This is a genomic window from Stenotrophomonas sp. SbOxS2, assembly GCF_013416715.1.
In the GTDB taxonomy this organism is placed as follows: Bacteria; Pseudomonadota; Gammaproteobacteria; order Xanthomonadales; family Xanthomonadaceae; genus Stenotrophomonas; species Stenotrophomonas lactitubi.
In genome coordinates this window covers 373,415-399,529 of the sequence record NZ_JAAVXD010000007.1, presented here as the reverse complement: position 1 = coordinate 399,529, position 26,115 = coordinate 373,415, and the positions used below count along the sequence as shown (strand labels likewise).

Genomic DNA, 26,115 nt, shown 5'->3' with positions numbered 1-26,115 from the left:
GAAGGCGCCGCGTACCGCGAGTTCCCCTCCCCCATATCCATATCCGCGTATCAGGTCAGAGCATCTACTGGACCAGTGCTCGATGAGCATGGAGCCTAAACAGAGTCCGTCTTCGTCGCTTACAAATCCGGACTGATTCAAGCGAGCAGCTACGCGGATCACCTCCGTAGGGGCGATTTCTGACAATGCCTCATATGCATCGAATCTATCCATACTGGGACTCACCCTGCTCTTCGGCGCTTGGCTCCGGAATGACCAAAGGCCTCAATCCGCCACGCAAGCCGCGATCAACATGGAGCACTACCCGCTGACCGGGTGTAAGCAATCTGAGTCCAATGTACTCAGGAAGACCCTTACGTGTATGGCGCTGGAAACCCAAAACTTGAACGCGACTGCCAGTATCCAAGCTCAACAGTGCCATCAAGCAGGGCCTGCGCTTCGACCAGACAAGGGCGTCGAGTTGGCCGGCAAATTGCCCCTCTCCAAGCGACTCCAGTAGATCGCTCCTGTAGGAGATTGGGTCAAGCCCAGCATCGAGTGCGTCGGCGTAAGACATCTCTTGCATCTTGTAGCGTTCCCGCTCGGAAGAAGATCTCTGGCGTCAAGCCTAGTCTGTGAGATGACCCCTGGTCTGTAGGGAATTCCCTTACTCCAATGGCTGGCCCGTTTTTGGCTGTCCGATGCGAATGACGCCATTCCGCCTCATTCGCAGAGACTGAGACGGAATGGCGAGTTGTAGATCTATGGCTCGATCGTGGGCCACTGGCTCTCAATGTGACGTGCCATGTCGTCTAACATCCTCAACGTCTCCGGCCTCATAGGCCGGCCTCGGAAGTGCCTTCCGGAGAAGAGGTCGATCAGTTCAAGCTGATCCGGCCCCACCACGACATTGTTCTGCCCTAACACTCAGTGACCGAACTCAAGCGTGAGCCGGGCTTCCTTGGGGTCGCACTGAACACTTTTCTCGTGGAAGTAGATGTAGCGCACCTCGGCACCATCCATCTCCACAACGTGCGGTGAAAAGCGAACCTCAAGGCTACGCGCATGTGCCTGGTAGCGATGTCCGGGAACTACCTTCAATCGGCGGCTTGCATGCGGTGATGCAATGAAGGCGTCCAGTACCCGCAGAGAATTGTTGCGCCGCGTCTCTTGGGAGATACCCTTCAGCTTTGCGCGGGCGTCGATGATGCCAGGAAGGCCTCGCTTCATCACATCGCGGATTCCCGCAAGTGCTTTGGCATAGTAGGGCTGCATGAACACTTGCGGTGTACCTCGTGGATACTTTTGATCATGCAGGAACCGCATCTGACGACTCGCCGACATACGAACCATGCGCGCGAGGTTGCGATCAGAACGGCGTGGTTTCGGGACAGTAGGTGAGAGCTTAAGAACAGTGTTCATAGCGCTTCTACCGGCCTGCGTCACGGCGGCCGCCGGGGGCTAAGTCATACAGAGCCTTGGAATTCGTTAGAACTGAAGTGAGTGGAACCAGTTCAAACTTGGACATGCTCGCCCCGGGAATAGGGACAAAATGTCCGGTCAATTTACCAAAATGTCCAATACTCAACCCGCATTTTGATATGAGCTCTCACTTGCCGACGACAGGAGTAGAGTCAGCGATAACGAGTCCTGCAGCACACGCATAGGGCGCGACCTGCAGGGCGCCGTCGAACGGGGAGAACGCAATCATGAGCGCAGGGGCTTTGCTTGTCGCCCGCTTGTTCTTGGGGCTGCCATTCGTCATATGGGGAATGATGAAGCTGCGTGGTGGCGAGGCGCAGCTGGTGCCAGTGCTCGCCAAGATGGGCTTGCCCGATGCCAGAGTCCTGGCGTTCCTGATTGGCGCCTGCGAACTGTTAGGGGGTGTAGCGGTGTGCATTGGCTACCCAGTCCTGATGGTGTGTAGCCTACTAGGTGTGTGGTGCTTGCTAACGGGCTATATGTCTCATAAGGGTGATATCAATCAGCTACTGGCGCACGTGGGATTGGCCGGTGGCTTCTTCTTGCTCGCTGCCGTGGGACCGGGCTCGCTATCACTGTTCGGCGGGACCCCGACAGGCTTCTTTGCGTACCTGCGCTGAGATCACCCGACACCCATTCACTATGGAGTTAGACTATGTCCGTCAAGACAATTGCCCATGACGATATCTTGTCGGTGGGCGCCGAGGCACCAGATTTCACGCTTAACGCCACGCCCGATCAGACCTTGTCGCTCCACGAATTTCGCGGAAAGCCTGTAGTTCTGGTGTTCTACCCGGCCGACTGGAGCGAGGTTTGCTCAGATGAGCTCGCAATCTTCAATCAGGCGATTCCACTCATCTCAGAAACTGGCGCAACGACGCTTGGCATATCTGTAGACAGTGTTTGGTGCCACAAGGCTTTTATCGCCGCCCGCAATCTTGGCTTCGACTTGCTTTCGGACTTTCACCCCAAAGGTGCGGTGTCCACCATGTATGGCGCGTACGACGCCGAGCACGGCTACTGTAAACGGGCCTTGTTTGTTGTCGATGCACAAGGACGCATAGCCTGGAGCTACCTGTCTCCAGTCGCAATCAATCCTGGTGTCGACGGTGTGCTGGATGCTCTCGAGTCCCTTAAAAAATCTTGAAATCCATGCCCAAAGCAGGAGGTCTATTATGTCGACGCTTCATGTTCCCGTAGGTTCGCGTGATCATGTGCAGGGCTCGGTCGATGCGCCAGTTGTTTTGGTTGAATACGGCGATTATCAATGCCCCTATTGCGGCGATGCCTACAGCGGCATCAAAGAGTTGCAAGCTCAGTTCGGCGAACGTCTATGCTTCGTGTTTCGCAACTTCCCCCTTAGTGCGGTCCACCCTCAGGCAATGCCTGCCGCGATCTTTGCAGAGTATGCCGCGGCCAATGGTAAGTTCTGGCAAGCGCATGATGCGCTCTACGAGAATCAAGACCAACTTGGCCCAGCTTTGTATGCCGAACTGGCACGTGACCTCGATCTGGATCTTGGTGAGCTGCGTGAGGCCCTCGAAACCGGGCAATTCGGTACGCGTATCCATGCCGATCTCAATGGTGGCTTGCGTAGCGGCGTGAACGGTACTCCTAGTTTTTTTATCAACGACCAGTTCTATTCTATGCAAGGTGGCATTGAGGGGTTGGCTAGCGTCATCCGAGACACGATCGACGGATTGAATCGCTGACCACCTATCTACGTTATGGGATGTCGTGCGTTGAACCGCAGACGATGTGTGGATCACTCGGCTTCAACGCTCGCTGATCGAGTAGGCGGCGGCGATGCAGTTTCTTCTTGCGCTGCCGGCGCCATGGCCGGCCCATCGTTGGGGAACATCATCGTTGGGGAACATCGATGTCGGCAGGTACCAAATCGCAGCGGCCTTAGCTTCCATGCTGGCGCCAAGGCATCTGCTGCCTTGCCTTACGGACGGATCCAAACTGTCCTCTACAGATCCCGCAGCAGAAAGCGGATGGAGACGCCATGAAGTAGCCTTGGCCGTAGACCGCTCAAAGCGTCTCGGCGAGGGGCAACAGCATGTCCGCCCATTGCGTGACTGGCGATAGGTGTTGCTCTTAGACTCAGTGCGTCAGAATCCTGAGGAACCTCCATGCCAGAGTCTCTGCGATGGCTTCAGCAGCCATTTGGAGTCACAATCTTCTGGTTTTTGCTGACCTTCCAGGTCGCGGTTCTGGCACGCGCGATCACCCGGCGTGACCGTACTCCAGCTTCAAGGATCGCTTGGGTGGCGGTCGTTCTTTCCCTTCCTGCACTGGGCACAATCGCCTACCTCCTCCTGGGCGAAACCAGCATTGGCCGCGGTCGGATATCGCGCCTTCATCGGGCCGAACGGATGCTTGGAACCATCCCGACACCCCAGGCTCCAGTGCTGCCCCCTGCCGCTCAATTACTGTCCAATCTCTGCGCGGCCACCAACGGATTAGGGCCTGTCGGCGGCAACAGGATCGAGTTGTTGGGCTCGACTTCCGCCTCACCGAACGAGCCGATGCTCGACTCCGATGCAGCCATCGAAAGACTGATCTCCGATATTGCTGAGTCCCGTGATCACGTACATATCAGCTTCTACATCTGGCTTGACGATGGCAATGGCGGCAGAGTTGCCGATGCCATTGTCGCAGCAGCTCTCCGAGGGGTGGCATGCCGGGTCATCGTCGATTCTTTGGGGTCACGGTCATTCATCCGTAGCCGACGCTGGCAACAGCTGCGGGAGGCCGGAGTTCGCTTGCTTGCAACGCTGGACGACATCCCTCGTATAGGACATCTGGCGCTAGGCCGACTTGACCTGCGCAATCACCGTAAGCTGGTCGTCATCGACAATGCAATCGCGTTCTGTGGCAGTCAGAACTGTGCTGACCCTGAGTTCAGGGTGCTTGCAAAGTACGCTCCTTGGGTAGATATCTTCCTGCGATGCGAAGGCCCTGTAGTGAGACAGGCACAGTGGCTGTTTCTGAGCACCTGGATGGCCGAAACCGGCGAGGAGTTGGAGTCACTACCGTCTCAGCGCCCTTTGCCGGCCTTCTTTGCCCAAGGTGCGGTGGCCCAGATGTATGGCTGCGGCCCATCAACAGTTGGCGACGCCATGTCGGATTCATTTGTCGGCGCGGTGTACGCCGCACGGCGCGAGCTGCTGATCACTACGCCCTACTTCGTTCCAGATGAGGCCCTCCTACGGGCACTATGCGCTGCGCCGCGCAGCGGTGTAAGAACCACGATCGTGTTTCCGAAACGCAACAACTCACTGTTTGTGGCTTACGCATGCCGCAGCACCTACCGTGACTTGCTTCAGGCAGGAGTATCCATCTACGAGTATCCGCTTGGGCTACTTCACACCAAATCACTGACGGCGGATGGGCAGTTCTCATTGGTTGGATCCGCCAATTTGGATCGTCGTAGCCTGCAACTCAACTTCGAGAACAACCTCCTCATCATGGATCCACTGGCAACGTCGGCTATCACGAATCGACAGGAAGGCTACGTACGTGTGTCTGAGCAGATAGCTCTCGAGGCGGTGGAGGCTTGGCCTTTCCATATGCGACTTCTTCAGAATGCCATCGGCATGATGTCGCCCGTTCTCTAGAGGTGCCGGGCGATCAAGCTACGCCAGCGTCACCACAACATTCACGACTGCAGCCAGTAGTACGGTATTGAAGGCGAAGGCCACGAGCGAATGCAGCAGGCTTACGGCTCGAATCTTTGACGAAGAGATGGAGACATCAGCGGTCTGTGCAGCGACTCCGATGATGAACGCGAAATACAGAAAATCGCGTGCCCCAGGCGGCTTGTTCCCAGGGAAAAGCAATCCCGCGTGGTAGCCCTCCTGCTCACCTTCGTTCTCGCAGTTGTTATCGGACTTTCTCCAATACATGTGCGCGTAGTGCCAAGCCATCATTGCGTGAATGGTGGCCCAGGCGAGAGGCAGCGACGCCAGAGTCAGCCCCAGTTCCAAAGGCTTGTGTTGCTTCCCGCTTACCGAGATGACCAGCCCCACCGCCAGAGCTGCCGCTGCCAATGTAATGATTAACACCATCCACAGCGGCTCATCCCGGTGGCTTGCGTTCAGTCGGAGCCGTTCAGCGTCGTAAGTGGGGACGGAAGCCAGTGTCCTTGCCAGATAGGCAACAAAGAAAACATCCACGCCTACCACCAAGGCCAGATACGGCGCAGAGTGGACTGCCCAACCCCAAGCGAGAACCCCTGCTCCGGCGGCCAGGTAGAAGCTTGCCCTAGCATGCGAAAGCTTGATCACATTCTGGCTCCATTTGATGTCCAGCCAGCGACCTGGCGGAGATTCGACGAGGCTTGCTGGTCATTTTCCAGCGTCATTGGACCGCGATTGCGGGGATGGACCACCAACTCGCGGGTTATTCAGTCACTTTGTTTCGTAGAGTCTGGATGGGCAACTCGAACAATGGCGCTGCCCATGGCAACACCATTTGGAATTACGACCTCGTTCCCTTGTGCATCCCGGAGGGTTGTGAAACCAAGAGAGATGCCCTCTACCCGGGCTTCGATGACCCCATTAGGAGCATACACGCGGACGGTATCCCCCACGCGCATCGCCTTTGACATGAGAAGCGAGAATCCTGCTATCAGATTACCGAGGGTATCCTGGGCCGCTAGACCTACTACAACTGAAAGGATGCCAGCCCCCGCAAGCATCGTCGACCCGAGGGTCCTGAGCTCAGGGATAAGGTGCGCATAGAGGCCGACGGCCAGCAGGTAGATCAACCACTGTCCCAGTACGCTTGCAAACTGGAGCGTGGTCCCATCCGTAAGCCGTGCACCGATACGACGAGCTGATCTCCTTAGAAGTGCGGCACTGATCGTGGCGAGAAGCGCGATGAGCGCCCCAATCGCCACTGCGCCTACGACAGATGAGGGATTCACTAAAGCGCTGACAGTAGTCTGCATCTCAGCCTGCCATTGCCGCGAGTGCGCTTCTGGACGGAACAAAGAAGACGTTGCCAGTCACAGCTCTTGAGAAATCAAGAATTCGGTCGTGAAGCGGCGGCGGGTTGCCGATGAACATTCGCTCAAGCATCTGCTCGACCACCCAGAGATGTCTTGAATAGCCAATGAAGTAGGTTCCGTACTCGGCATTTGATGGCCTTGCAAAGGGCATATTGTCTCGCAGGATGTCGTGTTCGACCCCTTCCTTTGTAATGGTACACAGGGTCTTGTGCGACTTCTGATCCGCCTCTGGTGCGTCTGGGAGCTCGGTGTTCGAAAATTTTTTGCGACCGATGATCTGCTCTTGGACCTCAGTACCAAGGCCCTTCCAGGCCTTGAGATCGTGAAGGTACTTCTGTGTGACAACGTAGCTTCCACCCGCGTGCGCGGGATCTTCGCTTCCGACGATAGTCGCCTCGGGGAGCGCCAAACCAACTGGATTGGCAGTACCATCGACAAACTCCAGCAGATCGCGACCGTCGAAGTATCTGAATCCACTGACTTCGTCCTGCGCTGCAACTGTCCCTTCCAAACCCTCGAAGAGCATCTGCTGGAACGCGACAATCAGATCCATTGACTTGGCGCGGATATGGAACAGGAGATCGCCTGGCGTGGAGACTGCCGCATGCGCTGCGCCTCGGATCTCCCTGAACGGACGTAGTTCAGCAGGTGGCGCCGTGCCAAGGAGCGGGCCCCATACGTTCGCGCCAATCCCGACGTTGCAGGTAAAGGTGCCGGTCACATCTCTGACGAGCACGTTCTTGATCAGATCGTCCAGGCTGCCCAGGACCGTTCGCACGGTAGATAGGGACGCGGCGTCCCGCTCAATGGTAAGAACAAGGAAGGATGCAGCGATCGACAGTGGTGCATCGATCGGTTGCGGTTCGGGGGATTGCGGCGTCGCGCAGCTCATTGAACGCTCCTGAAGTGAGTCACCGATCACGCATGGCTAGCAGCAACCGCCTCAATCCATGCACCTGCTCGATCAGTTGAAGCGCAACATCCACCCCTGCCTCATTGACCTCCATTTCAAACATAAGGTCGCGAACCAAAAGTGCTCTGCTGAGATCTACACGCGTGTAGATCAGTCCATCCTCACCCTGCTGTGGAGAGATCCACTCCAGCTGGACCCAATGGCTCAGCACAGCTTCAGCGACGCCGGCCTGGTCGAGGATATCCTGAACACTGACAACCTCATTCAATGCGCTCATGCTGCACCTCCTTCCCGCGGATTGAAGGACGCGCCCGACTCCCAGTTCTTCACGAACTGGGCCAGCTCCGCGTCCATAGGCTTCTGTAGAACAATCTTCAATCGGACGAACTCATCGCCTCGGCCACCGGAACGCAGTGGCATGCCCTGCCCTTTCAGCCGAAGCCGGGTGTTGCCATCTGAGCCAGCAGGCACGCCCACCTCGGCATGACCGGTTGGTGTCGGCACGGTAATGCGTGCGCCCAAAACGGCTTCCTTCAAGGAAATGGGCACCTCAATCGTGAGCGAATCACCCTCGGCAAGGAAGCGTGGGTCTGGTGCAATCTGCAGCTCTATGAAGGCATCGCCGTCTCCACCCGTACCAGCGCCCTTTGCGCCCTTTCCTCGAAGGCGGAGTGTTTGCCCCTGGGTAACGCCCGGTGGAATGTTCACATCCAGGGTGCCTCCATCGCCCAAGACCACGCGCTCGGCGCCTCCCTCGATGGCGCGCGCCAAGCTGATTTCGAGGTGATAGCGGAGGTCCTGGCCACGGCGGTTTGCGCGGGCATTCGACGTGCGGCGGAAGAACTCGGCGAACGGATCGCCGGCTTCGGCAAAGTCCGCGTAGCCACCAAAGCCGCCGTCGCCATAGCCGGCATCGGCCTGGGCATAGTCGCGGTAGTACTCGCGGTGCGGGCGCTCCGCTCCCGTTTCGTCGATCGCCCCTTGGTCAAACAGCGCCCGCTTCTCCGGGTCGATGAGCAGCCTGTAAGCATTGGCGACATCCTTGAACTTTTCTTCCGCGGCCTTGTCGCCTGGGTTCAGGTCGGGATGCAGCTTCCTGGCCAGCCTCCGGTACGCCTTCTTGATCTGATCCGTCGTGGCGTCACTGGCAACACCAAGTGTTTCGTATGGACTGCTCACTCCAACCTCCATTCGTTCTTGTCATTTGAGGAATTCAACGCACTGGGACGGTCCTCGGCCGCCTCTGGCATCCACAGTTCAACGACGGTCCCCGCCGGCCCCGTACTCGCCACAGAGAGGTTTCCCCTATGCCGCGACGCCAACATTTGGCTGATCGAAAGGCCGAGCCCGGTGCCCTGACGGTGCTTGGTCGTGAAGAAGGGCTCGAAGATCCGCTCCAGGATGTCCTGCGGGATGCCGCTACCGGTGTCGGAGATCCGCAGTGCCACTCCAGGCGCACCGTGGATGTCATCCGTGTCCTCGGTGGCTAGTCCCAGGACACCGCCACCCGGCATGGCATGGAGTGCATTGATCATCATGTTCACGAGGATCTGCTGGATTTCCCCTCTGTTGGCCTTGATGAGTCGGGTGGAATGAAACTCCTTCTCGATCATGACGGGCTGACGTTTGGTCAGGTGCTGTACCAGCGGTAGCGTTTCCAGCAGCAGGGATGAAGGCTCCAACAGTTCGTATTCCGCTGCGTGCTCGCTGGGTTTTGAGAACTGAAGCAGCTTGGACACGATCGTACTGATACGCTGGATCTGATCCTCGATGAGGTCAAACTCCTCCTTGCCGCCTGGTCCGGAATCCTGGAGCACGGCTTCACGCAGCAGCTCCAGATTTCCCTGCATCACTGCGAGCGGATTGTTGATCTCATGTGCGACACCTGCGGCGATCTCGCCAATAGTTGCCAACTTCTCTTTCACAATCAGGTGCTGCGTTGCTTCCTCCAACTGACGGTTGGCAAGCAGCAGTCCCGCCGTCCGCTCCTCTACCCGCGTGTTGAGCTCCTCGTTCCAGGCCACCAGCTGCCGCTCGTTGTCCTGCAGCTGGTTGAGCATCTGGTCCAGCTGCGATGCCAGTCGCCCGATCTCGTCGTTGGAACCACGCGCGCCTGCGCGGGCGTTGCGATCGCCGGCATTGACTCGCGCAATGGCTGCGTCCATCTTTTCCAGCGGCCGAAACACGCCACGGGCGATATACAGAAACAGAGGTACGGTAATTGCCGCAACCAGCAGGCAACCGAGGACTATCATTCCGATGGCGTTCCGTCGCGCGGTAGCGAATGGCTCGTCCGAAAAGCCAACGAAGAGCATGCCGACCGGCACGCCCTCACTGTCCCGAATCGGCATATAGCCTGAGACATACCAGTCATTGACCACGAAGGCCTTTGCCAGCCACGTCCTGCCTTGACCAAGAACCGCTGCGGCCACTTCCGCTGACGCTCTTGTGCCGGACGCTGGGCGCCCGCCGGGCAGCTTGGCATTCGTGCTGATGCGGGTATCACCAAGGAACAGGGACGCGATACCGGTACTTCCGGAGCGCATGCCGTTGCCCCGATAGATCAAGTCCGTGATTTGGTCGATGAAGTGCGCGTTGTGGTTCAGCAGCGTGCCCGCGACCAGCACTCCTGGCTGCTGGCCGGGCAAGTTCACTGGAGTGGCAGCCTGGATCATCAGTGCGCGCCTTTCATATGTGCTCGGCGGCGCCTGCTCTCCCGGCTCTGGCAGGCGGACTATCTCCGCACGCGCCGCCAATTGGGGCGAGAGCGCTCGCAGGTCATCCTCTTGCACTACGCCTACCTGCACGTCGGAGACGCCGTTGACAGCCTTCTCAATCACTGGCCACTTGAGCAACACGGCCTTCTCCGATGACGGTTCGCTGCTGGCCAGGAGATGGCCATCTCGATCAAGCAGCGCGATGAAGTCCAATGCACCTGGACGGGCTTTCGATGCAAGCAATGTGCTGAGAGCGTCCCTGTCACCACCAACTGCGCTATGAAAGCTCTCCGAGTCAGCGATGGCAGCAAGTGATGCACGGTCGTTGATCAGCAACTGGTTCATGTACTGCCCAGCAATCTTCAGATCACTGCCGACCTTGGAGGACAGCAGTTCATCGAAACGCTTGTCCCACTTATAGATGAGCACGCCAACGATCATTGGCAGGATCACGACCATCGGAAGGATCGCGATCAGCAGCAGGCGATGGCGGACGGAGCGCACTCGATTCATTGGGGTTCCCTAAGCTGATACGTTCCAGCTGGAACATTTGCGGTCGATGGTCTTCCGCGAAACCCCCAGAATGCCGGCTGCTTGTTCGCGATCACCACCCGTTTCCCGTAGTACCGCCAGGATGTGCCGACGTTCGACCTCGGACAGAAGTCGACTGCGCGGATCAGACAGAGATTCGAGCCGTTCAAGATGCGACGGGAAGTGGCCCAGGATCAGGCTGCGCTCCACGTAGTTGTGCAGTTCGCGGACATTGCCCGGCCAAGAGTAGTGCTGGAGATAGGCACGGGTTCGTTCATCGAACGGAATGGGATGTAGACCAAGCTGCAGCCCCAGTTCGCGCATGAATCCAGCCGCTAGTTCCAGTACGTCCGTCCCCCGATCGTGCAGGCGCGGTATCTGCACCTCCAGTACATTGATCCGATAGAAGAGATCGGGCCGGAATGTACCGTCCTTCACTGCCGCTACCAGATTCTTATTGGTCGCGAAGACGAAACGGACGTCGATGGGAGTCTCGCGCTCTGCGCCGACCGGGCGTATCCGCCTGTCCTCGAGCATGCGCAGAAGCTTGCCTTGGAACGCCAGCGGTAGGTCGGCGACCTCATCGAAGAACAGCGTCCCGCCTTGAGCATAGGACACCAAGCCTTGGCGTGATGATTGCGCCCAGTTGAACGCCCCCTTGAGATGGCCGAACAGTTCACTGTCAATCAACTCGGCCGGGATCGCTGCGCAGTTGATAGGAATAAAGGGATTGGAGGCGCGCGTGGAGAGCGAATGCAACGATCGTGCCGCCACCTCCTTGCCCACGCCGGACTCTCCAGTGAACAAAACACTGCTGGGCAAGGGCGCCACTTTTGCGATCAGGTCGCGAGTGGCTTGGATCACTCGCGAGCTGCCGGTGAGCTTGTCGCGCAGTGGTGAAGGCGCGCCGGATCCATGCAGTTCGTGGCGTAGGACAGCATTTTCGCGCTGCAATCGACCGCGCTCCAGACAGCGAGACAGGGCCGCCAGCAGTTGGCTGGTTCGGAATGGCTTGAGTAGGAAGTCAGCTGCGCCTGCACGGATGGCACCGATGGCCGAGTCTAGGTCCGCATAGGCGGTGATCAGAATGAAGTCAGCCGACGTACCCTCCCGGCGCTGCTCCTCCAGCCAGACGATGCCACTCTTCCCAGGCATTACGTTGTCGACAACGACAATGTCGAAATGGCGCTCGGCCAGATGCTTCTCTGCCTCTTCAGTGTCTGCAGCCGCTTCCACAGCCTTGCATTTTGGCCGCAGGGCGCGCACCAAAAAACTGCGCATACCTGGCTCGTCGTCGACGATCAGGATCGACGAATCTGAAAGATCCGGCCAGGCTACATCGCCACCGGCGTGCTCTTCGGCTGCATGAATGGCGCTCTTGGGCGTCATATTTCCCTCAGTTCTGTATGTGCTGCATTAAACGCTGTGTGATTTCAGTCGGAGACGTGCGACGGCGCCCGCCACTTCCGTCGCCTCATATCAGTGATCGTTCTGCCCGCTCGCTGGCAAGTTCTTCGCCATGGCTTCCGTTGCCGGCGTCGGTGTTGGCGAGCTCTAGGATCGACGTCATCTCGCGCTCAACGATCTGCCGCAGCGAATACAGTGGGAGCGCGTTGGGTGCAAGGCTGAAGGGTTCTTCCAGCTGGTGCCCGAGTGCGTCAAGACCAAAAAACGTGTAGGCCACTATCAATACTGGCAATAGCGTCCACCAGCCGAGTGACCCAGCCAGTGCGAAAGGCAGCATGGTGCAGAACACGATGGCCGTGCGGTGCAGAAGCAACGAGTATGAGAACGGCACCGGGGTATTGAGGATGCGCTCGCAGCCCCCTTGGATACGAGCTAGCGTGCTGAGCTGGCCGTCAAGGACCGAGTACTGGATCGAGTCGATCTTGCCGCTCCTGACGAGTTGCAGGCATCGATTTCCGACACTTTCAAGGACCGCATTTGTTGGATTGGGACCCTTTGCGGCGGCTCCAATATTGCACCAAAGGCCGATTGCGTCGGCCTCGTTGTTCCTCCGCAGCCTGGCCGTCAGGCCTGCCGTGAATCCACAGAGGCCATGAATGATCTGCGTTCGATCCTCAGGTGCAAGGGCCGCCGTCTGCCGTGCTAGCGATCTACAGGCGATGATCAGTTCTCCCCAAAGATGCCTTGCCTCCCACCATCGGGAATAGCAGGCATTGTTGCGGAAGCTCATGAACACCGACAGCGCGATGCCAATTAGCGTGAACGGAACGGAGCCGAACCGGGCGAAGATACCCGGGTGCTCAAGCGACGCAAGAATGGCGATGATGCTGATCAACGCGATCAACATCAAATGTCTCGCGATCCTCGGAAGGATCGTGCCTTTGACCGCAAATGCAATGTCCCACATCGTCGGTTGGCGCCGCATCCTCATTTCGACGTCCTGGCGTACGTTCCTCATGTCGACCTCTTGCGCGTCAATGGGACTGCCGTAACGCCCCGCGCCACTGAAAGGGCTTGTGGTCAGCGACATGGCTGCACTCCCCCTACGATGGTCAGGCAGGTCTGCAGGCCGGTAGCCTGGGGAGAGCTTTCGCTTGTTGATGGAATGATCATGTCAATTGAGCCACTTGGGAAGCACCAGTTGCAGGATCAAGGTGCACTTGAGGGAACTGGATTCACTGTTCGTCCCGACACCCTTCCCCAAACCCTGTATGAGCATTTACGGACACGGGGAGGCACGTGGAAGCGTTGGATGTAAAGGCCTCTACCGAGAGGTTGCGAGGCGGCAAGAGTGGGTAAGCCTGGGCTGCCGGCTGGACTATCTGGACATTACTGTCCGGACCTGTACTTACTTCCTTTCCGTGTACCACCTGGCCCGACTCCATATGCACTACCTGCTGCCCGAAGAAATGGATGTCCTGAGGGTCGTGGCTGATCAATAGCAGCGGGATGCCCGTCCGGGCCAGCACTGCCTGCAGTTCATGACGCAGGTGCTGGCGCAGGTCATGGTCCAGCGCGGAGAACGGCTCGTCCAGCAGCAACGCCTGCGGCTGCGTCACCAGGGCTCGCGCGAGGGCAGTTCGCTGGCGCTGGCCACCGGAGACCTGCGAGGGCAGCAGATCACCCACCGTATCGATGCGGAATGCGCGCAACCACTGCTCCACCGCATCGAAGCGCTGGCCGATCCGCGGATTCAACCACCCCTTCTCCAGACCGAAGGCCACGTTCTGGCGCACGCTCAGGTGTGGGAACAACGCGTAGTCCTGGAAGACATAGCCCAGCCGGCGGCGATGCGGCGGCAGATTCACGCCGGTGGCAGCATCGAACAGGGTCTGCCCCCGCACGCGCACATGCCCCTGCCCCGGCCGGAGCAGTCCCGCCACCGCCTTCAGGGTCAGGCTCTTGCCCGCACCGGAGGGCCCAAACAGCACCACCTGCCGCTGCGTGCACTGCAAAGCTACGTCCAGCACGAAACTCTGGCCGGCCGCCTGCAGTCGGCGCTGCACCTTCAGGTCAAGCCACATCGCGCAGCTCCCGGCGACGGCCGCCTGCCACCCGCGCGGCCAGCAACAGGGTCACGATGCACAACACCGAGGTGAGGATCACCAGCGCATTGGCCTTGCCATCCTGACCGGCCTGCACCGCCTCGTAGATGGCGATTGACAGCGTCTGCGTTCGGCCCGGAATGCTGCCAGCCACCATCAGCGTCGCGCCGAATTCGCCCATCGCGCGCGCAAACGCCAGCAACAGGCCGGCAAGAATGCCGCGCCAGGCCAGCGGCAGCGTGATGCGGAAGAACACCGCCGCTTCGGACACACCGAGCGTCCGCGCGGCCTGCTCCAGCTGTCCGTCCACTTCCTCGAACGCCGCGCGTGCCGGCTTAAACACCAGCGGCAGCGAAGCCACCGCCGCAGCCATTACCGCCGCCTGCCAGGTAAACACCAGGTTGATGCCGAACCACGACTGCAGCCACGCGCCGATCGGGCCGTTGCGACCGATCAGCACCAGCAGGTAATACCCCAGCACCGTTGGCGGCAGCACCATCGGCAGGGTCAGCAGCGAATCCAGCAGTTCACGGCCGGGAAAGCGCCGACGCGCCAACAGCGCAGCCAGCGCCACGCCCAGCACCAAATTAATTGCGGTTGCCCAGCCGGCCACCTTCAGCGACAGCCCCAGCGCGCTCCAGTCCAGGTCCATGCGTCAGGGCTTGCCGAATCCGTGCCTGGCCAGGATCGCTTGGCCCTGCGGCGAACGCACGAAGGCGGCAAACCGCTTGGCCTCTGCCAGCTGCGCGCTGGACTTGGTCACCGCAAGCGGATAGGCGATGCGCCCGGACACCGGTACCGCGAAGGCACGGCGTACCCGGTCCGGCATCGCCTGCGCATCAGTGGCATAGACGAAGCCGGCTTCGACTTCACCGCGCGCCACGTAATCTAGCGACTGACGCACGTTCTGCGTCGTGATGATCCTGCCTTGCACCGACGGCCAAAGGCCGGCCGCTTCAAGCGCGCCCTTGGCATAGCGGCCGACCGGCACGCTGTCCGGGTTGCCCAGTGCGATGCGCTGAACGCCGGCACCGGCCAAGTCGTTCAAGCTACGCGGCGCGGCCCTGGCCTGCGGCGGCACCACCACCCACAGCGCGTTCACCGCGAACACCCCGCGGGTGCCGGCCGCCAGCAGGTCCTGCTGCTGAGCCTGGTCCATCGTGGCTTCATCGGCCGACGCGAACACATCCACCGGTGCGCCGCGGCTGATCTGCTGCAGCAGCACGCCGGACGCGGCGAAGTTGAAATCGACCCTGGTTCCCGGGTGCGCCTTCTCATAGGCGGTGCCCAGTTCGCGGAAGCTCTCGGTCAGGCTCGAGGCCGCCGACACCGTCAGGTCGGCCGCCCAGGCCGGCACGGACGCCAGCAACCCCAGCAACAACAGTCCCACTCGCTTCATTATCGAATCCTTGGTCAGCGGGGTTGCGATCAGTTTCACCGCCAATCGTTGGCATCGCAGGCTATGCGTAGCCTGCCTCTTCCTAGCTCAGTCTTGGACAGAGGGTGCGCGACGATGCGGACCTCGTTGGCGCAGACTGTCTCGTACATCCACGTCGAACTGAATTTGCAACGAAATGTCATCGAGGGCGATGCTGAAACCCAGGCCATCTCGACACGGCAGTCTTGCAGCCAAGGTCCCAATCGCTTCGCGGGGCAGCACCAGACGGCAGTACTCACCCGCACTGAGGACCACAGCCTGTTCCCCAGCGTGCAGCGATAGCAGGACACCCCAACCGTAGTCGCCGCCGAGCCGCGTCATGTTTTCCACCGACTCACCAACCAGCAATCGCGCTAGCTCCTCCTCATCAACGCGCAGGCGAATTGCTTGCCGTTGCATCTGGACTTTCATGATGCGATGGACTCCAGATCAGCCGGGCTATTGCAGTTAAGAAGCAGCTTGCGTTCGTTATCTGCCAGTGGCAGCTCGATCGCCCCCAGGCGTTCCTGAACGGCGCGCAGCGAACGGTGGGCTGGTGACTTCTCGATCAGTTCCTGCAACACACGCCGGCACTTGCTATCAATCTGCAACCGCATCGGCAACGGTTCGTCCGTGAACAACGTGCAGGCTGCTGTGGGCTCAGCAAGCAACCGCCGTAGTAGCCCTGGGGTCACATTGGGCATGTCCACCGGCAGCACCAACGTAGCGCCTTCGGGCATGCACATGGCCACACTGTAGAGGCCACCCAGCGGGCCGCAGCGTGCCACGCGATCTGCAATGCCCCCGAACGCTGGGTAGTTGCCACTCACCCATACCCGTCGGCAACCGGCCTGCCGCAGCAGGCCGCGCACGTGCTCAAGCAGGATGCGTCCGTGCCACGGCAGCAGCGCCTTGTCGCGTCCCATGCGGGTGGACAGGCCCCCGGCCAGCACGATGCCATCAATGGGAATGTTCGTGATCGTGCGCATGGTCATGGCCGGGTTCGCTGTCGGCATGGCACAGGCTGCAGCCCTCGCTCCACGCACTGTCGCCGTCCTCGTAATGCTCCTGCTTCCAGATCGGGCACTGGTGCTTCACCACCTCGATCAACTGCCGACAGGCCCGGAACGCCTCGTCGCGGTGCGGGCTACCGGCGGCCACCACCACCGCCACATCGCCGATGCCCAACCGGCCCTTGGCATGTGCGACATACAGCTTCAGCTCCGGACCGAACGTGGCTTCGACCTCGGCGGCCAGGCGCTTGAATTCGTTCAGCACCAGCGGTTCAAAAAGATCGTAGGTGATCCCAGTCACCCGCCGGCCCACATTGACGTCGCGCACCTTGCCGATGAACACGTCGATGCCACCGAAGCCGGGATCGGAGACCGCCGCGATGCCCTCGGCCGGATCGATCGCCGCCTGCGCGCGGTCCACTACCTTGGCGATGATCTTCTCGCTCATCGGTCAGCCCCCACTTACCGGTGGCAGGATCGCCACCCGGCCATCGTCTGGCAGCGCGTCGTGGTCGCGCAGCACCTGTTGCTGGTCGGCGAATGCCGAGTAATCCAGCAGGCCGGCACGGAAACCCGGCCATCGCAGCGGCAGCAGCTCACGCAGCGCCTGGCGCAGATCGGCCACCGTGCCGCCAGCCACCTCCACCGCGATTTCGCGGCTGGCATCCAGATCGGAAAACGCGCCGAACAACTGCAGATTTACCTGTCTCATCATGACTCCTGGCTCGCCAGCTGGACCGGGTCATGATGACCCCAGCCCTGCACACGCACCGGCGTGCCGGCAGGGGCAAGACCGCCCTCGTTTTCCAGCACCACCCAGGCGTTGGCCTGCAGCATGGACATCAAACGGAACGACTCCTGCCCGGCCGGCACGCGAGCACTCAGACGCCCCTGTGCGTCCACCTCCACCCGCGCCCGCGCGTGGAATCGAAGGCCAGGGGGCGTGCGGACGTCGGCCTGCAGGGGCAACGTCACCACCGACTCCGGTGCCAGCCCCAGCAGGCGGCGCAGTACCGGCTCGACGAAGAAGCGCTGGCCCACCGCAGCTGACACCGGGTTGCCCGGCAGACCGAAGTACAGCGCACCATTGGGCAGCTCCGCAAACAGCAACGGCTTGCCCGGGCGGATTGCCACCTTGTGGAAGATGATGATGGCTCCGCGCGCTAGCAGTGCATCGGGAACGAAATCGTAACGGCCGGCCGATACCGCGCCGGTGCTGATCAACAGCTGCGCGCCCGCTTCCAGCGCTTCATCCAGCACCGCATTGAATGCTGCCACGTCGTCGCCCACCGTCCCCTGCCAAACCACCTCGGCACCGGCGGCCTGCAGGCGGCCGACCAGATACGGCCGGTTGCTGTCACGGATCTGCCCTGATGCCAGCGCCTGCGCTGCCTCGGTCACAAGTTCCTTGCCGGTGGCGATCACTGCCGCCCTCGGCCGCGCCACCACCGCCACCTCACCCACGCCGATGGCATGCAGCAGGGTGCGCGCGTTGATGTCCAGCACCTGGCCGGCCCGCAGCACGCGCTCACCGTCGCTCACATCCTCGCCGCGCAGGCGCACGTTCTGGCCGGGCTTCACCGTGCCCTTCAGAGCAATGCGGGTCGGACGTCCTTCTTCGCTGGCGAGGATCTCCACATTCTCGACCGGCACGACCGTATCCAGCCCAACCGGCATGCGCGCGCCGGTCATGATTTCCCAGGCACCCTCGCCGCCTTCGGCACCGGCATCGCCGGCCGCCTGCCAGCCCTGTACCCCGAATTCGGTACCGGCCTCGAACGTCGCGCCGTTGGCGCGCAGCGCGAAGCCGTCCATCGCCGAATTGTCGAACGGCGGTAGCGACTGCCCACTGTGGATGTCGCTGGCCAGGGTACGGCCGCTGGCCTCATGCAGCGGCAGATGCTCAGCCGGCAGCGGCGTGGCCGCAGCCAGCATTAACTGCAGCGCTTCCCTATAGCTGATCATGCGCCCTCCCGCTCGCGTTGATCGGCAGATTGGAGACCAGGGAAATGTCGCCCTCCCTCTACCATCGCCAGCGCATGACCAAGCACCGGTGCCAGGATGTCCAGGCACTGCGCCGCCGCCTTCGGGCTGCCCGGCAGCGCGAACACCAGCATGTTGTCCAACTGCACCACCTCGGCGCGGCTCAGCCAGGCCATCGGCGTGTGCTGCGCGCTCAATGCCCGCACCATCTGCGCCAGGCCGTGCTCCGGTCGCGCGTTCAACGAACGCAGCGCCTCCGGGGTCAAGTCGCGCGGGCCCAGCCCGGTGCCGCCGGTACACAGGCACAGGCGCACGCCCTCGGCGGCCAAGGCCTGCAGGCGGCCCGCCAATGGCTCGATGCCATCGGGCAGCACCTCGGCAGCCACCACCTCGCCACCGAGCGACTGCAGTCCGCTCACCAGCTTCGGGCCGGACTCGTCGGCATACGTGCCCTCGCTGGCGCGGTCGCTCAGGGTGATCACCGCGCAGGCCGCGCCCTCCAGGCGCTTCGGCGCACGCGGCTTGAAACGCGCGCGCTCGGCATCGTCCATGCCGTCCGGGTGCAGCCAGACACCGCGCTTGCCGCCCTCCTTGAACAGCAGGCGGATACCTTCGATGCGCAGTGCCGGTTCCACCGGCTTGCTCAGGTCATACAGGGTCAGCAGCGCCGCATTGACGCCGGCCAGTGCCTCCATCTCCACGCCGGTGCGCGCCTCGCTCGCGCACTCGCACCACACGCGGATCGCCTCCCGTTCCGGCACTGGCGCGCAGAACACCTGCACCAGTTCCAGCGGCAACGGGTGGCACAGCGGCATCAGCATCGACGCCATCTTGGCGCCCTGCAGGCCAGCAATCTCGGCCATCACCAGCGCATCTCCCTTGGGCAGGCGGCGCTCGACGATCAGCGGATAGGCCACTGGACCGGCATGCAGCTCGCCCACCGCCACCGCACGGCGGCGGGTAATGCGCTTGTCGCGGACATCGGCCATATGGAAGGCCGCATTCAATTCCCCACTCATCGTGTTGCTCATCCTCCGATGGAGGCCAGGTGCGGGATCAGCCCGGTCTGGCCCTGATGCAGTCCATGCCCGGCCGCTTTCAGGCCAAGCTGTGTGGTGATGCGTGCCAGCAGCGCGTCATGGTCATCGTCGCTCTGCAGCAGCGGGCGCAGCGGCACGCCGAACTCGCCGAACAGGCACAGCCGCAGGTCGCCCTTGGCGGTGACCCGCAGGCGGTTGCAGCCCTTGCAGAAGTCACGCGAATACGGGGCGATGATGCCCACCGTGCCGCGATGCTGCGGGTGGCTGAATTCACGCGCCGGGCCGGCATCGGCCGCACGCGGGCGCTCATGCCATCCAGCGGCCAGCAACTGCTCGATCATCACGTCGGCACGCAGATGGTGCCGCTGGAAATAGGCTTCGTTGTCGCCGGTGCGCATCAGTTCGATGAAGCGCACGCTGAAAGGACGATCGCGCAGGAAATCCATCCACTGCGGCAGCTCGTCGTCGTTCAGGCCGCGCAGCAGCACTGCATTGAGCTTGATTGCCGGCAGGCCCAGTGCCTGCGCCATCTCCAGCCCCTGCTGGATTTCCGGCAGGCGGTCGTGGCCGGTGATGGTCCTGAAGCGCTCGCGCTGCAGGCTGTCCATGCTCACGTTCAGCGCGGTCAGGCCGGCCCGGCGCCAGCCCAGCAAACGGCGCGGCAGCAGCGTGCCGTTGGTGGTGATGGCCACCTTGCGGATGCCCGGCACGGCCGCCACCGTGGCGATGATCTCGTCCAGGTCCTTGCGCAGGCTGGGCTCGCCACCGGTCAGGCGGATCTTGCTCATCCCCAGCGCGGCAAAGGCCCGCACCAGGCGGCCGATCTCATCTACCTGCAGGAAACGCGGGTGGCCATCGGCCTGGTACCCGTCGGGCAGGCAGTAGCTGCAACGGAAGTTGCAGGCTTCAGTGAGCGACAAGCGCAGGTACGGAAAGCTGCGACCAAAGCCGTCGGTGAGTTCCCGCGCAGGCTGCCCCGACCCGGCCGGGGCCGGCGCTTCTGGTACCCGGATGAGTTGGCCTGACATGTATCCTCCTCCCGACGGCGCGTCGGAATTATTACTGCGAAATGACCACTCGCACTGGGATCGACTTCGCTGCGGGGGTTCCGCTGATACGGTCGAAGTAGTCCAGCGGCAGCAGCGGATTGAGTTCAGGGTAGTAGCCCGCCACTGCGCCCCGTGGCATGGGATAGTCCAGCACAGTGAGACCATCGACCCGGCGGTGCACCCCATCGCTGGAGATCGTTTCCAGGCTGACCTGCCCTTCCTTGCTGATCCCGCGCGCCACACGATCCTCCAGGTTCATGAAGAGGATCATGCGGTCGTTGTACACGCCACGATAGCGATCGTTATAACTGTAGATCGTCGTGTTGTACTGGTCATGGGAGCGCACCGTCGCCAACCGCAGCATGGTCGGATCCTCGACCACATCATTCACTTCTAGTCCGGGGAACACCAGGATGTTGGCCTTGCCATTGGGTGTTGGCCATTCTCGACGGCGTGGCGGAATATCCAGGTGGAAGCCATGCTTCGCTTGGATGCGCTCATTGAAGCCTGTGTAGATTTCGGGATAGACCGCAGCGATCAGATCGCGGACGTGGTCATAGTCGTACATGCAGGCGGCCCAATCGACCCTGCTATCGGGCAGTGCTGCCATCGCCATGCGGCATACGATCTCCACCTCAGGCAGAACATGCTCGCTCACCGGCTGCAGCACGCCCCGCGAGGCGGTCACATTCGACATCGCGTCCTCGATGGTGATGAATTGCTCGCCCAATGGTGTATGGATCCATTCCGACCGCGCTACCACGGGAAGGATCAGCGCCTCCTTCCCGTGCACCAGGTGGCCACGGTTGAGCTTGGTGGCAATGCCAACAGTGAGTTCCAGATTCCGCATGGCCGGGTAGGACACCTCGGTATCGGGCACGGCGTGGATGAAGTTGCCGCCCATGCCAATGAAGACCTTGGCAGTTCCCGCCAGCATTGCCTCGATTGACTCCACGACATGGTGCCCATGCTCGCGTGGTGGCTCAAAGCCGAATACCTCGCGGACCCGGTCGAGATAGCGCTGCGTTGGCTTCTCGTCGATGCCGACAGTGCGGTCGCCCTGCACGTTGGAATGCCCGCGGATGGGCGCGATACCTGCGCCAGGCTTTCCGAAGTTTCCGCGCAGCATCAACAGGTTGGCCACCTGCTGCAGTAAGCGCGAGCCCTGCTGGTGCTGGGTCAGGCCCATGCCATAGCAGATGATGGTCGCGCGGGAGCGGACGTATATCTCGGCGCAGCGCAGGATCTGCTCCTTCTTGATCCCGGACACCCGCACGATCTCGTCCCAGTCCTGCGCCATCACCTCGTCGCGCAACGCATCCAGCCCGACCGTGTGCTCGGCCAGGAATTGGTGGTCGAGCACCGTTTCCCCGGCTTCTTCCCGCTCGAACATGGCCTTCATCATGCCCTTGATCAGGGCCAGATCACCGCCAATCCGAATGTGAACGAACTCACTGGAAATCTCGGTGGAACCGAACGTCGCCATCTGCACGACGTCCTGCGGCTCGGCAAAGCGGATGAGAGCGCGCTCTGGCATCGGGTTGACCGCAACGATCGGAACCTTGCGCTTTCGTGCCTCCACCAGGTTGGTCATCATTCGGGGTGAGTTCGTACCCGTGTTCTGCCCGATGACGAAGATGGCCTCCGCATGCTCGAAGTCGTCCAGCACGATAGTGCCCTTGCCGATGCCGATTGCCGGCGGCAGACCGCGGCTGGTTGGCTCGTGGCACATGTTGGAGCAGTCCGGGAAGTTGTTGGTCCCGAACTCGCGAACGAAGATCGAGTACAGGAACGCAGCTTCGTTGGGTGTGCGCCCAGACGTGTAGAACTCCGCCTCATGCGGGCTCGACAAAGACCGCAGGTGACGCCCGATCGTCGCAAAAGCGTCATCCCAGCTGCATGGAACATAGTGATCGGTCGCCGCGTCATAGCGCATGGGCTCGGTTAGCCGGCCTTGCATCTCCAGCCAGTAATCGGATTGCGCCATCAGCTCTTGTACTGTGTGCTGGGCGAAGAACTCACGAGTCGCGCGATGCTTGGTCGCTTCCCATGCCAATGCCTTGGCCCCGTTCTCGCAGAACTCGAGCTTCTTGGTGTGATCAGCATCCGGGAACGCACAGCTGGGGCATTTGAATCCTCCCGGCTGGTTCATCGACAGCAAGGCCTTGGAGCCCTTGGTAATGACACTCTGCTCCATCAGAACCTTGGCTGTCGCACCTGCGGCTCCCCAGCCGCCGGCGGGATGATCGTAGGCCTTGTAACGGGGGATCTTCTGCTCTGGCATGACAGGCACTCGCGGCACATGTTTTGGGAGTGAGCAAAGTTAAGCACGCAACAGATTCGGCAGCTACGGACAGTGTGTCCGGCCCTGTCGGACAGTCCGTCCTCGCGGCGGCCGGGCGCGGCGCAGTGGCGCGGAAAATCATATTGGATGCCGCAAACCTCCGGAGCGTCGGTGACGGTTGAGCGCAGTCATCACAAAGCGTTCACATCGTACGTTCGTTAAACACGCCTTTGATATCAGACACCTACGACCACTCTTGCCGTCGCCTCAGCACTCCATTGGCCTGCCGTGGCCCAAGCTGTCCGCTCATTTGCGCCAAATTGTCCATGCACGCGTATTCGCTGTTTTTGGCCGTAGTAGCGTGCGCGTCCTAGGGATAGTCTCTCCAGCATTGGAGCCCCACATGGATATCGTGGCCCCCTACCCTGCCAACGGGCCAGCTGTCGCGTACGCCCCGGCCCCCCAACTCGCCAGGCCACTTCATATGTTTGAGCCCAGCCCAGTCCTCGCGGGAGACATTGACGGCATCGTGCGCCGGCGGACCATCCAGTGGCGTGGCGATGTGCGCCGTTCGATCATGGACAGCGTCGCTGAAGAAGTCCCGGTGGCCATGCTCTACAACGATGTTGCGTTCTCAGTGATGATGTCGAGCCCCGCGAATCTGGAAGATTTCGCCCTCGGCTTCTCGCTGACGGAAGGACTGATTGCTGACCCGGCCCAGCTCCTAAGCGTAGAAGTCCGCCCGCGCCTGGAAGGCATGGAGCTGGCCATGACTGTGACCAGTGATGCGCCGGTCCTTGTCACTACAAGTAGAGGGCGCAACCTGCCTGGCCGTAGTGGTTGCGGCATCTGCGGGGCCAGCCAGCTAGAGGAGGTCATTCGCAGGCCAACGCCACTTGACCATCCCGCAACCTGCTCTGCGGCTTCAGTGCGATTGGCTTTGGCCTCACTGAAGCAGGGCCAGCCGATGAATGCTGCTGCAGGCTCAACCCATGCGGCAGCTTGGGCAGACCAAGATGGCCGCATTCTGCAGGTTCGCGAAGACGTTGGCCGGCACAATGCGCTCGACAAGCTGATCGGCTCCCTCGCGCGACGCTCGATATCGACAAGGGCCGGCATCCTGGTGCTATCCAGTCGCGCCAGCTATGAAATGGTCAGCAAGGCTGCCATTGCCGGAATGGCAATCGTCGCTGCAGTTTCGGCTCCGACCGCGTTGGCGATCGACCTGGCAAAAGCAGCAGGGATCTGCCTCGTTGGCTTTGCGCGCAGTGAAGGCTTCAATGTGTACTCCCACCCCAACCGTCTGTTGGAACTGGACTCCATTGCACTCGCTCATGCATGAGCACCTAACCAGCAGGATTCCCGATCACGTTACCGAGATTGAGGGTGCCACGATGCCTCCCGAGTGCTTTGATCTATACACGAACCCAGCCCGCCCTACATTGGCGCTCTACGTGCGTAAAGGCGCCGGTCTTCCGGACCTTGCCGATCCGTCGGACTGGTCGATAGAGGGTGAAATCTGGTCTAACGAAATTCCTCCCGAGGTACTGAAGACCCTGGAAGCCAATGGGCACGTCTTCCAGGAGCTGGGTGCCTGATCTGATAAGCCCGGCCTTGCAGATGCCGGGCCAAGCGATGACCGCTATGCCTTGGCACGGTAGGCCCTTGCGGTTGGCTGAAGGACTTCAGCCTGTACGAACTGTGCATTTCACCGTTCGCGATGAAGTGCATGCTTCCAGCGAAGTTCTGCCTCCTTTCTCCGCTCCATCGAACCCTCGAGACCTCTATGGACGCACTTATCCTGTCGCGGATCCAATTCGGCTTCCTCATCAGCTTCCACGTTCTGTTTCCGGCCTTCACCATCGGCCTGGCGAGCTGGCTGGGTTTCGTGGAATGGCGATGGCTACGAACCCGGAACCCTGTCTGGCGTGAGCTCTTCTTCTTCTGGCAGAAGATCTTCGCAGTCTCGTTCGGAATGGGGGTGGTCAGCGGCATCGTCATGGCCTTCCAGTTCGGCACGAACTGGCCACGCCTGAGCCAGGTCGCGGGAACGGTGATCGGCCCACTGCTGACCTACGAGGTCCTGACCGCATTCTTCCTGGAAGCCAGCTTCCTTGGGGTGATGATGTTTGGCTGGGGCCGGGTCTCGCCGCGTCTGCACTTCCTGTCCACTTGCATGGTCGCGCTTGGAACGCTCTTCTCGACCTTCTGGATCCTGGCATCCAACAGCTGGCTGCATACGCCTGCCGGATACGAAATGGTCAATGGCGTCGTGCATCCAGTGAACTGGGCGGAGGTGGTCTTCAATCCGTCGTTCCCGTTCCGCCTGGCGCACATGGCATTGGGTTCCTTCATCACCACCTGCTTCGTCATTGGCGGCGTGGGTGCTTGGTACCTGCGACGTAAGGAGCACGCGGAGGCCGGCAAAAAAATGCTGAAAGCCGCAGTTGTCTTCGCCGCACTCATCGTCCCAATCCAGATCTTCGTAGGCGATATGCATGGCCTCAACACCCTCGAGCACCAACCAATGAAGATTGCTGCCGTTGAGGGCCATTGGCACCAGGGCCCGCCCGGCGAGGGCGTTCCGCTTGTGGTCTTCGCCGTACCCAACGAACAGCAGGAGCGGAACGATCTGGAGATTGCCATCCCGCGGGTTGGCAGCCTCATCCTTACGCACTCTCTGGACGGCACATTTGCGCCGTTGACGTCAGTACCTCCCAGTGAACGGCCGCCGGTGCTTCCTGTCTTCTATGCATTCCGGATCATGGTTGGACTGGGCAGCCTGATGCTACTGGTGGCTTGGCTCTCAGCACTCGCCCTGGTGCGCAAGAAGCTATTCGGGTCACCACTGCTGTTGCGCGTATGGAACTGGATGCTCCCAAGCGGCTTCATCGCGCTGGTCGCAGGCTGGTTCGTCACTGAGATGGGACGCCAGCCTTGGATTGTCTATGGCGTTTTGCGTACCGCCGATGCGGTGGGGCCACAAACTGCCTGGATGACCGCGCTTTCGCTGGCGGTCTACATCGCAGGTTATGCATTCGTCTTCGGTTGGGGAATCTGGTATCTGGTCAAAATCCTGCGCCACGGCCCGCGTGCTCATGATGCCGGTCCATCGCTCGAGGGCGGCGACCGCACTCCGGCGCGCCCGATCTCCGCTGCCGATCAATCCCTCTGAGGA

At 61.0% G+C, this 26,115-nt stretch carries 25 protein-coding genes and 1 pseudogene; 6 read left to right on the top strand and 20 right to left on the bottom strand.

Going from position 1 to position 26,115, the window contains the following annotated elements:
• Positions 1 to 906: 906 nt before the first annotated feature.
• Positions 907 to 1,401, bottom strand: a complete 495-nt coding sequence (locus HFK18_RS16525; RefSeq protein WP_180167062.1) for a hypothetical protein — start codon at positions 1,399 to 1,401, stop codon at positions 907 to 909.
• Positions 1,402 to 1,688: 287 nt separating this feature from the next.
• On the opposite strand from HFK18_RS16525, the gene HFK18_RS16520 reads away from it, so the two are divergent.
• The 4 genes from HFK18_RS16520 to cls all read left to right on the top strand — a co-directional run bounded on the left by HFK18_RS16520 (position 1,689) and on the right by cls (position 5,084).
• Positions 1,689 to 2,081, top strand: coding sequence for a DoxX family protein (locus HFK18_RS16520; protein WP_180167061.1), 393 nt, complete (start codon positions 1,689 to 1,691; stop codon positions 2,079 to 2,081).
• A gap of 35 nt (positions 2,082 to 2,116) precedes the next feature.
• A complete protein-coding gene (locus HFK18_RS16515) occupies positions 2,117 to 2,608 on the top strand; it encodes a redoxin domain-containing protein (RefSeq protein ID WP_180167060.1) in 492 nt (163 codons plus the stop codon).
• Positions 2,609 to 2,636: 28 nt separating this feature from the next.
• Entirely contained in the window at positions 2,637 to 3,173 is a 537-nt protein-coding gene (locus HFK18_RS16510; protein WP_180167059.1) for a thioredoxin domain-containing protein, read from the top strand.
• Positions 3,174 to 3,596: 423 nt separating this feature from the next.
• A complete protein-coding gene (gene cls, locus HFK18_RS16505) occupies positions 3,597 to 5,084 on the top strand; it encodes a cardiolipin synthase (RefSeq protein ID WP_180167058.1) in 1,488 nt (495 codons plus the stop codon).
• A gap of 18 nt (positions 5,085 to 5,102) precedes the next feature.
• Here cls and HFK18_RS16500 read toward each other — a convergent pair whose 3' ends face one another.
• From HFK18_RS16500 to HFK18_RS16410, 19 genes and pseudogenes are all read right to left on the bottom strand, one after another.
• The gene (locus HFK18_RS16500; protein WP_180167057.1) at positions 5,103 to 5,753 is read right to left on the bottom strand and encodes a DUF1345 domain-containing protein; all 651 of its coding nucleotides are present in this window, start codon (positions 5,751 to 5,753) and stop codon (positions 5,103 to 5,105) included.
• A gap of 119 nt (positions 5,754 to 5,872) precedes the next feature.
• Complete coding sequence (locus tag HFK18_RS16495) at positions 5,873 to 6,418, bottom strand: mechanosensitive ion channel domain-containing protein (protein WP_180167056.1); 546 nt, start codon at positions 6,416 to 6,418, stop codon at positions 5,873 to 5,875.
• Position 6,419: 1 nt separating this feature from the next.
• Entirely contained in the window at positions 6,420 to 7,370 is a 951-nt protein-coding gene (locus tag HFK18_RS16490; RefSeq protein WP_180167055.1) for a Dyp-type peroxidase, read from the bottom strand.
• A gap of 19 nt (positions 7,371 to 7,389) precedes the next feature.
• On the bottom strand, positions 7,390 to 7,668 hold the full coding sequence (locus tag HFK18_RS16485) for a chaperone modulator CbpM (RefSeq protein ID WP_180167054.1): 279 nt from the start codon (positions 7,666 to 7,668) through the stop codon (positions 7,390 to 7,392).
• Positions 7,665 to 8,570 (bottom strand): DnaJ C-terminal domain-containing protein, encoded by a 906-nt coding sequence (locus HFK18_RS16480; protein ID WP_180167053.1) that lies wholly within the window; start codon positions 8,568 to 8,570, stop codon positions 7,665 to 7,667. The genes HFK18_RS16485 and HFK18_RS16480 overlap by 4 nt, the downstream gene beginning before the upstream one ends.
• The gene (locus tag HFK18_RS16475; protein ID WP_180167052.1) at positions 8,567 to 10,621 is read right to left on the bottom strand and encodes a HAMP domain-containing sensor histidine kinase; all 2,055 of its coding nucleotides are present in this window, start codon (positions 10,619 to 10,621) and stop codon (positions 8,567 to 8,569) included. The genes HFK18_RS16480 and HFK18_RS16475 overlap by 4 nt, the downstream gene beginning before the upstream one ends.
• 9 nt (positions 10,622 to 10,630) lie before the next feature.
• On the bottom strand, positions 10,631 to 12,028 hold the full coding sequence (locus tag HFK18_RS16470; protein ID WP_180167051.1) for a sigma-54 dependent transcriptional regulator: 1,398 nt from the start codon (positions 12,026 to 12,028) through the stop codon (positions 10,631 to 10,633).
• An 85-nt stretch (positions 12,029 to 12,113) separates the two neighbouring features.
• Positions 12,114 to 13,136: a bestrophin family protein gene (locus tag HFK18_RS16465; RefSeq protein WP_236512186.1), complete on the bottom strand. Its 1,023-nt coding sequence runs from the start codon at positions 13,134 to 13,136 to the stop codon at positions 12,114 to 12,116.
• Between the two features lie 334 nt (positions 13,137 to 13,470).
• Positions 13,471 to 14,130, bottom strand: a pseudogene (locus tag HFK18_RS16460) (ATP-binding cassette domain-containing protein); the annotation flags it as partial.
• The gene (gene modB / locus HFK18_RS16455) at positions 14,120 to 14,803 is read right to left on the bottom strand and encodes a molybdate ABC transporter permease subunit (protein ID WP_100465355.1); all 684 of its coding nucleotides are present in this window, start codon (positions 14,801 to 14,803) and stop codon (positions 14,120 to 14,122) included. The gene modB and the pseudogene HFK18_RS16460, both read right to left, overlap by 11 nt.
• A 3-nt stretch (positions 14,804 to 14,806) precedes the next feature.
• Positions 14,807 to 15,550, bottom strand: a complete 744-nt coding sequence (modA, locus tag HFK18_RS16450; RefSeq protein WP_180167049.1) for a molybdate ABC transporter substrate-binding protein — start codon at positions 15,548 to 15,550, stop codon at positions 14,807 to 14,809.
• Between the two features lie 87 nt (positions 15,551 to 15,637).
• Entirely contained in the window at positions 15,638 to 16,000 is a 363-nt protein-coding gene (locus tag HFK18_RS16445) for a hypothetical protein (protein WP_180167048.1), read from the bottom strand.
• Entirely contained in the window at positions 15,997 to 16,563 is a 567-nt protein-coding gene (locus HFK18_RS16440) for a molybdenum cofactor guanylyltransferase (protein ID WP_180167047.1), read from the bottom strand. The genes HFK18_RS16445 and HFK18_RS16440 overlap by 4 nt, the downstream gene beginning before the upstream one ends.
• Positions 16,529 to 17,029 carry a molybdenum cofactor biosynthesis protein MoaE gene (locus HFK18_RS16435; protein ID WP_180167046.1) on the bottom strand — a complete coding sequence of 167 codons (501 nt, stop codon included), beginning with the start codon at positions 17,027 to 17,029 and terminating at the stop codon, positions 16,529 to 16,531. Before HFK18_RS16435 ends, HFK18_RS16440 begins: the two co-directional genes overlap by 35 nt.
• 3 nt (positions 17,030 to 17,032) lie before the next feature.
• On the bottom strand, positions 17,033 to 17,293 hold the full coding sequence (locus HFK18_RS16430) for a MoaD/ThiS family protein (protein WP_100465351.1): 261 nt from the start codon (positions 17,291 to 17,293) through the stop codon (positions 17,033 to 17,035).
• Positions 17,293 to 18,546 carry a gephyrin-like molybdotransferase Glp gene (glp, locus tag HFK18_RS16425; RefSeq protein WP_180167045.1) on the bottom strand — a complete coding sequence of 418 codons (1,254 nt, stop codon included), beginning with the start codon at positions 18,544 to 18,546 and terminating at the stop codon, positions 17,293 to 17,295. Before glp ends, HFK18_RS16430 begins: the two co-directional genes overlap by 1 nt.
• Positions 18,543 to 19,583, bottom strand: a complete 1,041-nt coding sequence (gene moaCB / locus HFK18_RS16420) for a bifunctional molybdenum cofactor biosynthesis protein MoaC/MoaB (RefSeq protein ID WP_180167044.1) — start codon at positions 19,581 to 19,583, stop codon at positions 18,543 to 18,545. The genes glp and moaCB overlap by 4 nt, the downstream gene beginning before the upstream one ends.
• 8 nt (positions 19,584 to 19,591) lie before the next feature.
• On the bottom strand, positions 19,592 to 20,632 hold the full coding sequence (moaA, locus tag HFK18_RS16415) for a GTP 3',8-cyclase MoaA (RefSeq protein ID WP_218946787.1): 1,041 nt from the start codon (positions 20,630 to 20,632) through the stop codon (positions 19,592 to 19,594).
• A 31-nt stretch (positions 20,633 to 20,663) separates the two neighbouring features.
• On the bottom strand, positions 20,664 to 22,937 hold the full coding sequence (locus tag HFK18_RS16410; protein ID WP_180167043.1) for an FdhF/YdeP family oxidoreductase: 2,274 nt from the start codon (positions 22,935 to 22,937) through the stop codon (positions 20,664 to 20,666).
• 577 nt (positions 22,938 to 23,514) lie between these two features.
• On the opposite strand from HFK18_RS16410, the gene fdhD reads away from it, so the two are divergent.
• Both fdhD and HFK18_RS16400 read left to right on the top strand, forming a co-directional pair.
• On the top strand, positions 23,515 to 24,279 hold the full coding sequence (gene fdhD, locus HFK18_RS16405) for a formate dehydrogenase accessory sulfurtransferase FdhD (RefSeq protein ID WP_218946835.1): 765 nt from the start codon (positions 23,515 to 23,517) through the stop codon (positions 24,277 to 24,279).
• 444 nt (positions 24,280 to 24,723) lie between these two features.
• Positions 24,724 to 26,112 carry a cytochrome ubiquinol oxidase subunit I gene (locus HFK18_RS16400; protein ID WP_180167042.1) on the top strand — a complete coding sequence of 463 codons (1,389 nt, stop codon included), beginning with the start codon at positions 24,724 to 24,726 and terminating at the stop codon, positions 26,110 to 26,112.
• Positions 26,113 to 26,115 lie beyond the last annotated feature (3 nt).

Bases quoted from the DNA above. Each gene is read 5' to 3' on its own strand.
- HFK18_RS16525 (WP_180167062.1), bottom strand. From the start codon at position 1,401: ATGAACACTGTTCTTAAGCTCTCACCTACTGTCCCGAAACCACGCCGT.
- HFK18_RS16520 (WP_180167061.1), top strand. From the start codon at position 1,689: ATGAGCGCAGGGGCTTTGCTTGTCGCCCGCTTGTTCTTGGGGCTGCCA.
- HFK18_RS16515 (WP_180167060.1), top strand. From the start codon at position 2,117: ATGTCCGTCAAGACAATTGCCCATGACGATATCTTGTCGGTGGGCGCC.
- HFK18_RS16510 (WP_180167059.1), top strand. From the start codon at position 2,637: ATGTCGACGCTTCATGTTCCCGTAGGTTCGCGTGATCATGTGCAGGGC.
- cls (WP_180167058.1), top strand. From the start codon at position 3,597: ATGCCAGAGTCTCTGCGATGGCTTCAGCAGCCATTTGGAGTCACAATC.
- HFK18_RS16495 (WP_180167056.1), bottom strand. From the start codon at position 6,418: ATGCAGACTACTGTCAGCGCTTTAGTGAATCCCTCATCTGTCGTAGGC.
- HFK18_RS16490 (WP_180167055.1), bottom strand. From the start codon at position 7,370: ATGAGCTGCGCGACGCCGCAATCCCCCGAACCGCAACCGATCGATGCA.
- HFK18_RS16485 (WP_180167054.1), bottom strand. From the start codon at position 7,668: ATGAGCGCATTGAATGAGGTTGTCAGTGTTCAGGATATCCTCGACCAG.
- HFK18_RS16475 (WP_180167052.1), bottom strand. From the start codon at position 10,621: ATGAATCGAGTGCGCTCCGTCCGCCATCGCCTGCTGCTGATCGCGATC.
- HFK18_RS16470 (WP_180167051.1), bottom strand. From the start codon at position 12,028: ATGACGCCCAAGAGCGCCATTCATGCAGCCGAAGAGCACGCCGGTGGC.
- HFK18_RS16465 (WP_236512186.1), bottom strand. From the start codon at position 13,136: ATGTCGCTGACCACAAGCCCTTTCAGTGGCGCGGGGCGTTACGGCAGT.
- modB (WP_100465355.1), bottom strand. From the start codon at position 14,803: ATGGACCTGGACTGGAGCGCGCTGGGGCTGTCGCTGAAGGTGGCCGGC.
- modA (WP_180167049.1), bottom strand. From the start codon at position 15,550: ATGAAGCGAGTGGGACTGTTGTTGCTGGGGTTGCTGGCGTCCGTGCCG.
- HFK18_RS16445 (WP_180167048.1), bottom strand. From the start codon at position 16,000: ATGAAAGTCCAGATGCAACGGCAAGCAATTCGCCTGCGCGTTGATGAG.
- HFK18_RS16440 (WP_180167047.1), bottom strand. From the start codon at position 16,563: ATGACCATGCGCACGATCACGAACATTCCCATTGATGGCATCGTGCTG.
- HFK18_RS16435 (WP_180167046.1), bottom strand. From the start codon at position 17,029: ATGAGCGAGAAGATCATCGCCAAGGTAGTGGACCGCGCGCAGGCGGCG.
- HFK18_RS16430 (WP_100465351.1), bottom strand. From the start codon at position 17,293: ATGAGACAGGTAAATCTGCAGTTGTTCGGCGCGTTTTCCGATCTGGAT.
- glp (WP_180167045.1), bottom strand. From the start codon at position 18,546: ATGATCAGCTATAGGGAAGCGCTGCAGTTAATGCTGGCTGCGGCCACG.
- moaCB (WP_180167044.1), bottom strand. From the start codon at position 19,583: ATGAGTGGGGAATTGAATGCGGCCTTCCATATGGCCGATGTCCGCGAC.
- moaA (WP_218946787.1), bottom strand. From the start codon at position 20,632: ATGTCAGGCCAACTCATCCGGGTACCAGAAGCGCCGGCCCCGGCCGGG.
- HFK18_RS16410 (WP_180167043.1), bottom strand. From the start codon at position 22,937: ATGCCAGAGCAGAAGATCCCCCGTTACAAGGCCTACGATCATCCCGCC.
- fdhD (WP_218946835.1), top strand. From the start codon at position 23,515: ATGGACAGCGTCGCTGAAGAAGTCCCGGTGGCCATGCTCTACAACGAT.
- HFK18_RS16400 (WP_180167042.1), top strand. From the start codon at position 24,724: ATGGACGCACTTATCCTGTCGCGGATCCAATTCGGCTTCCTCATCAGC.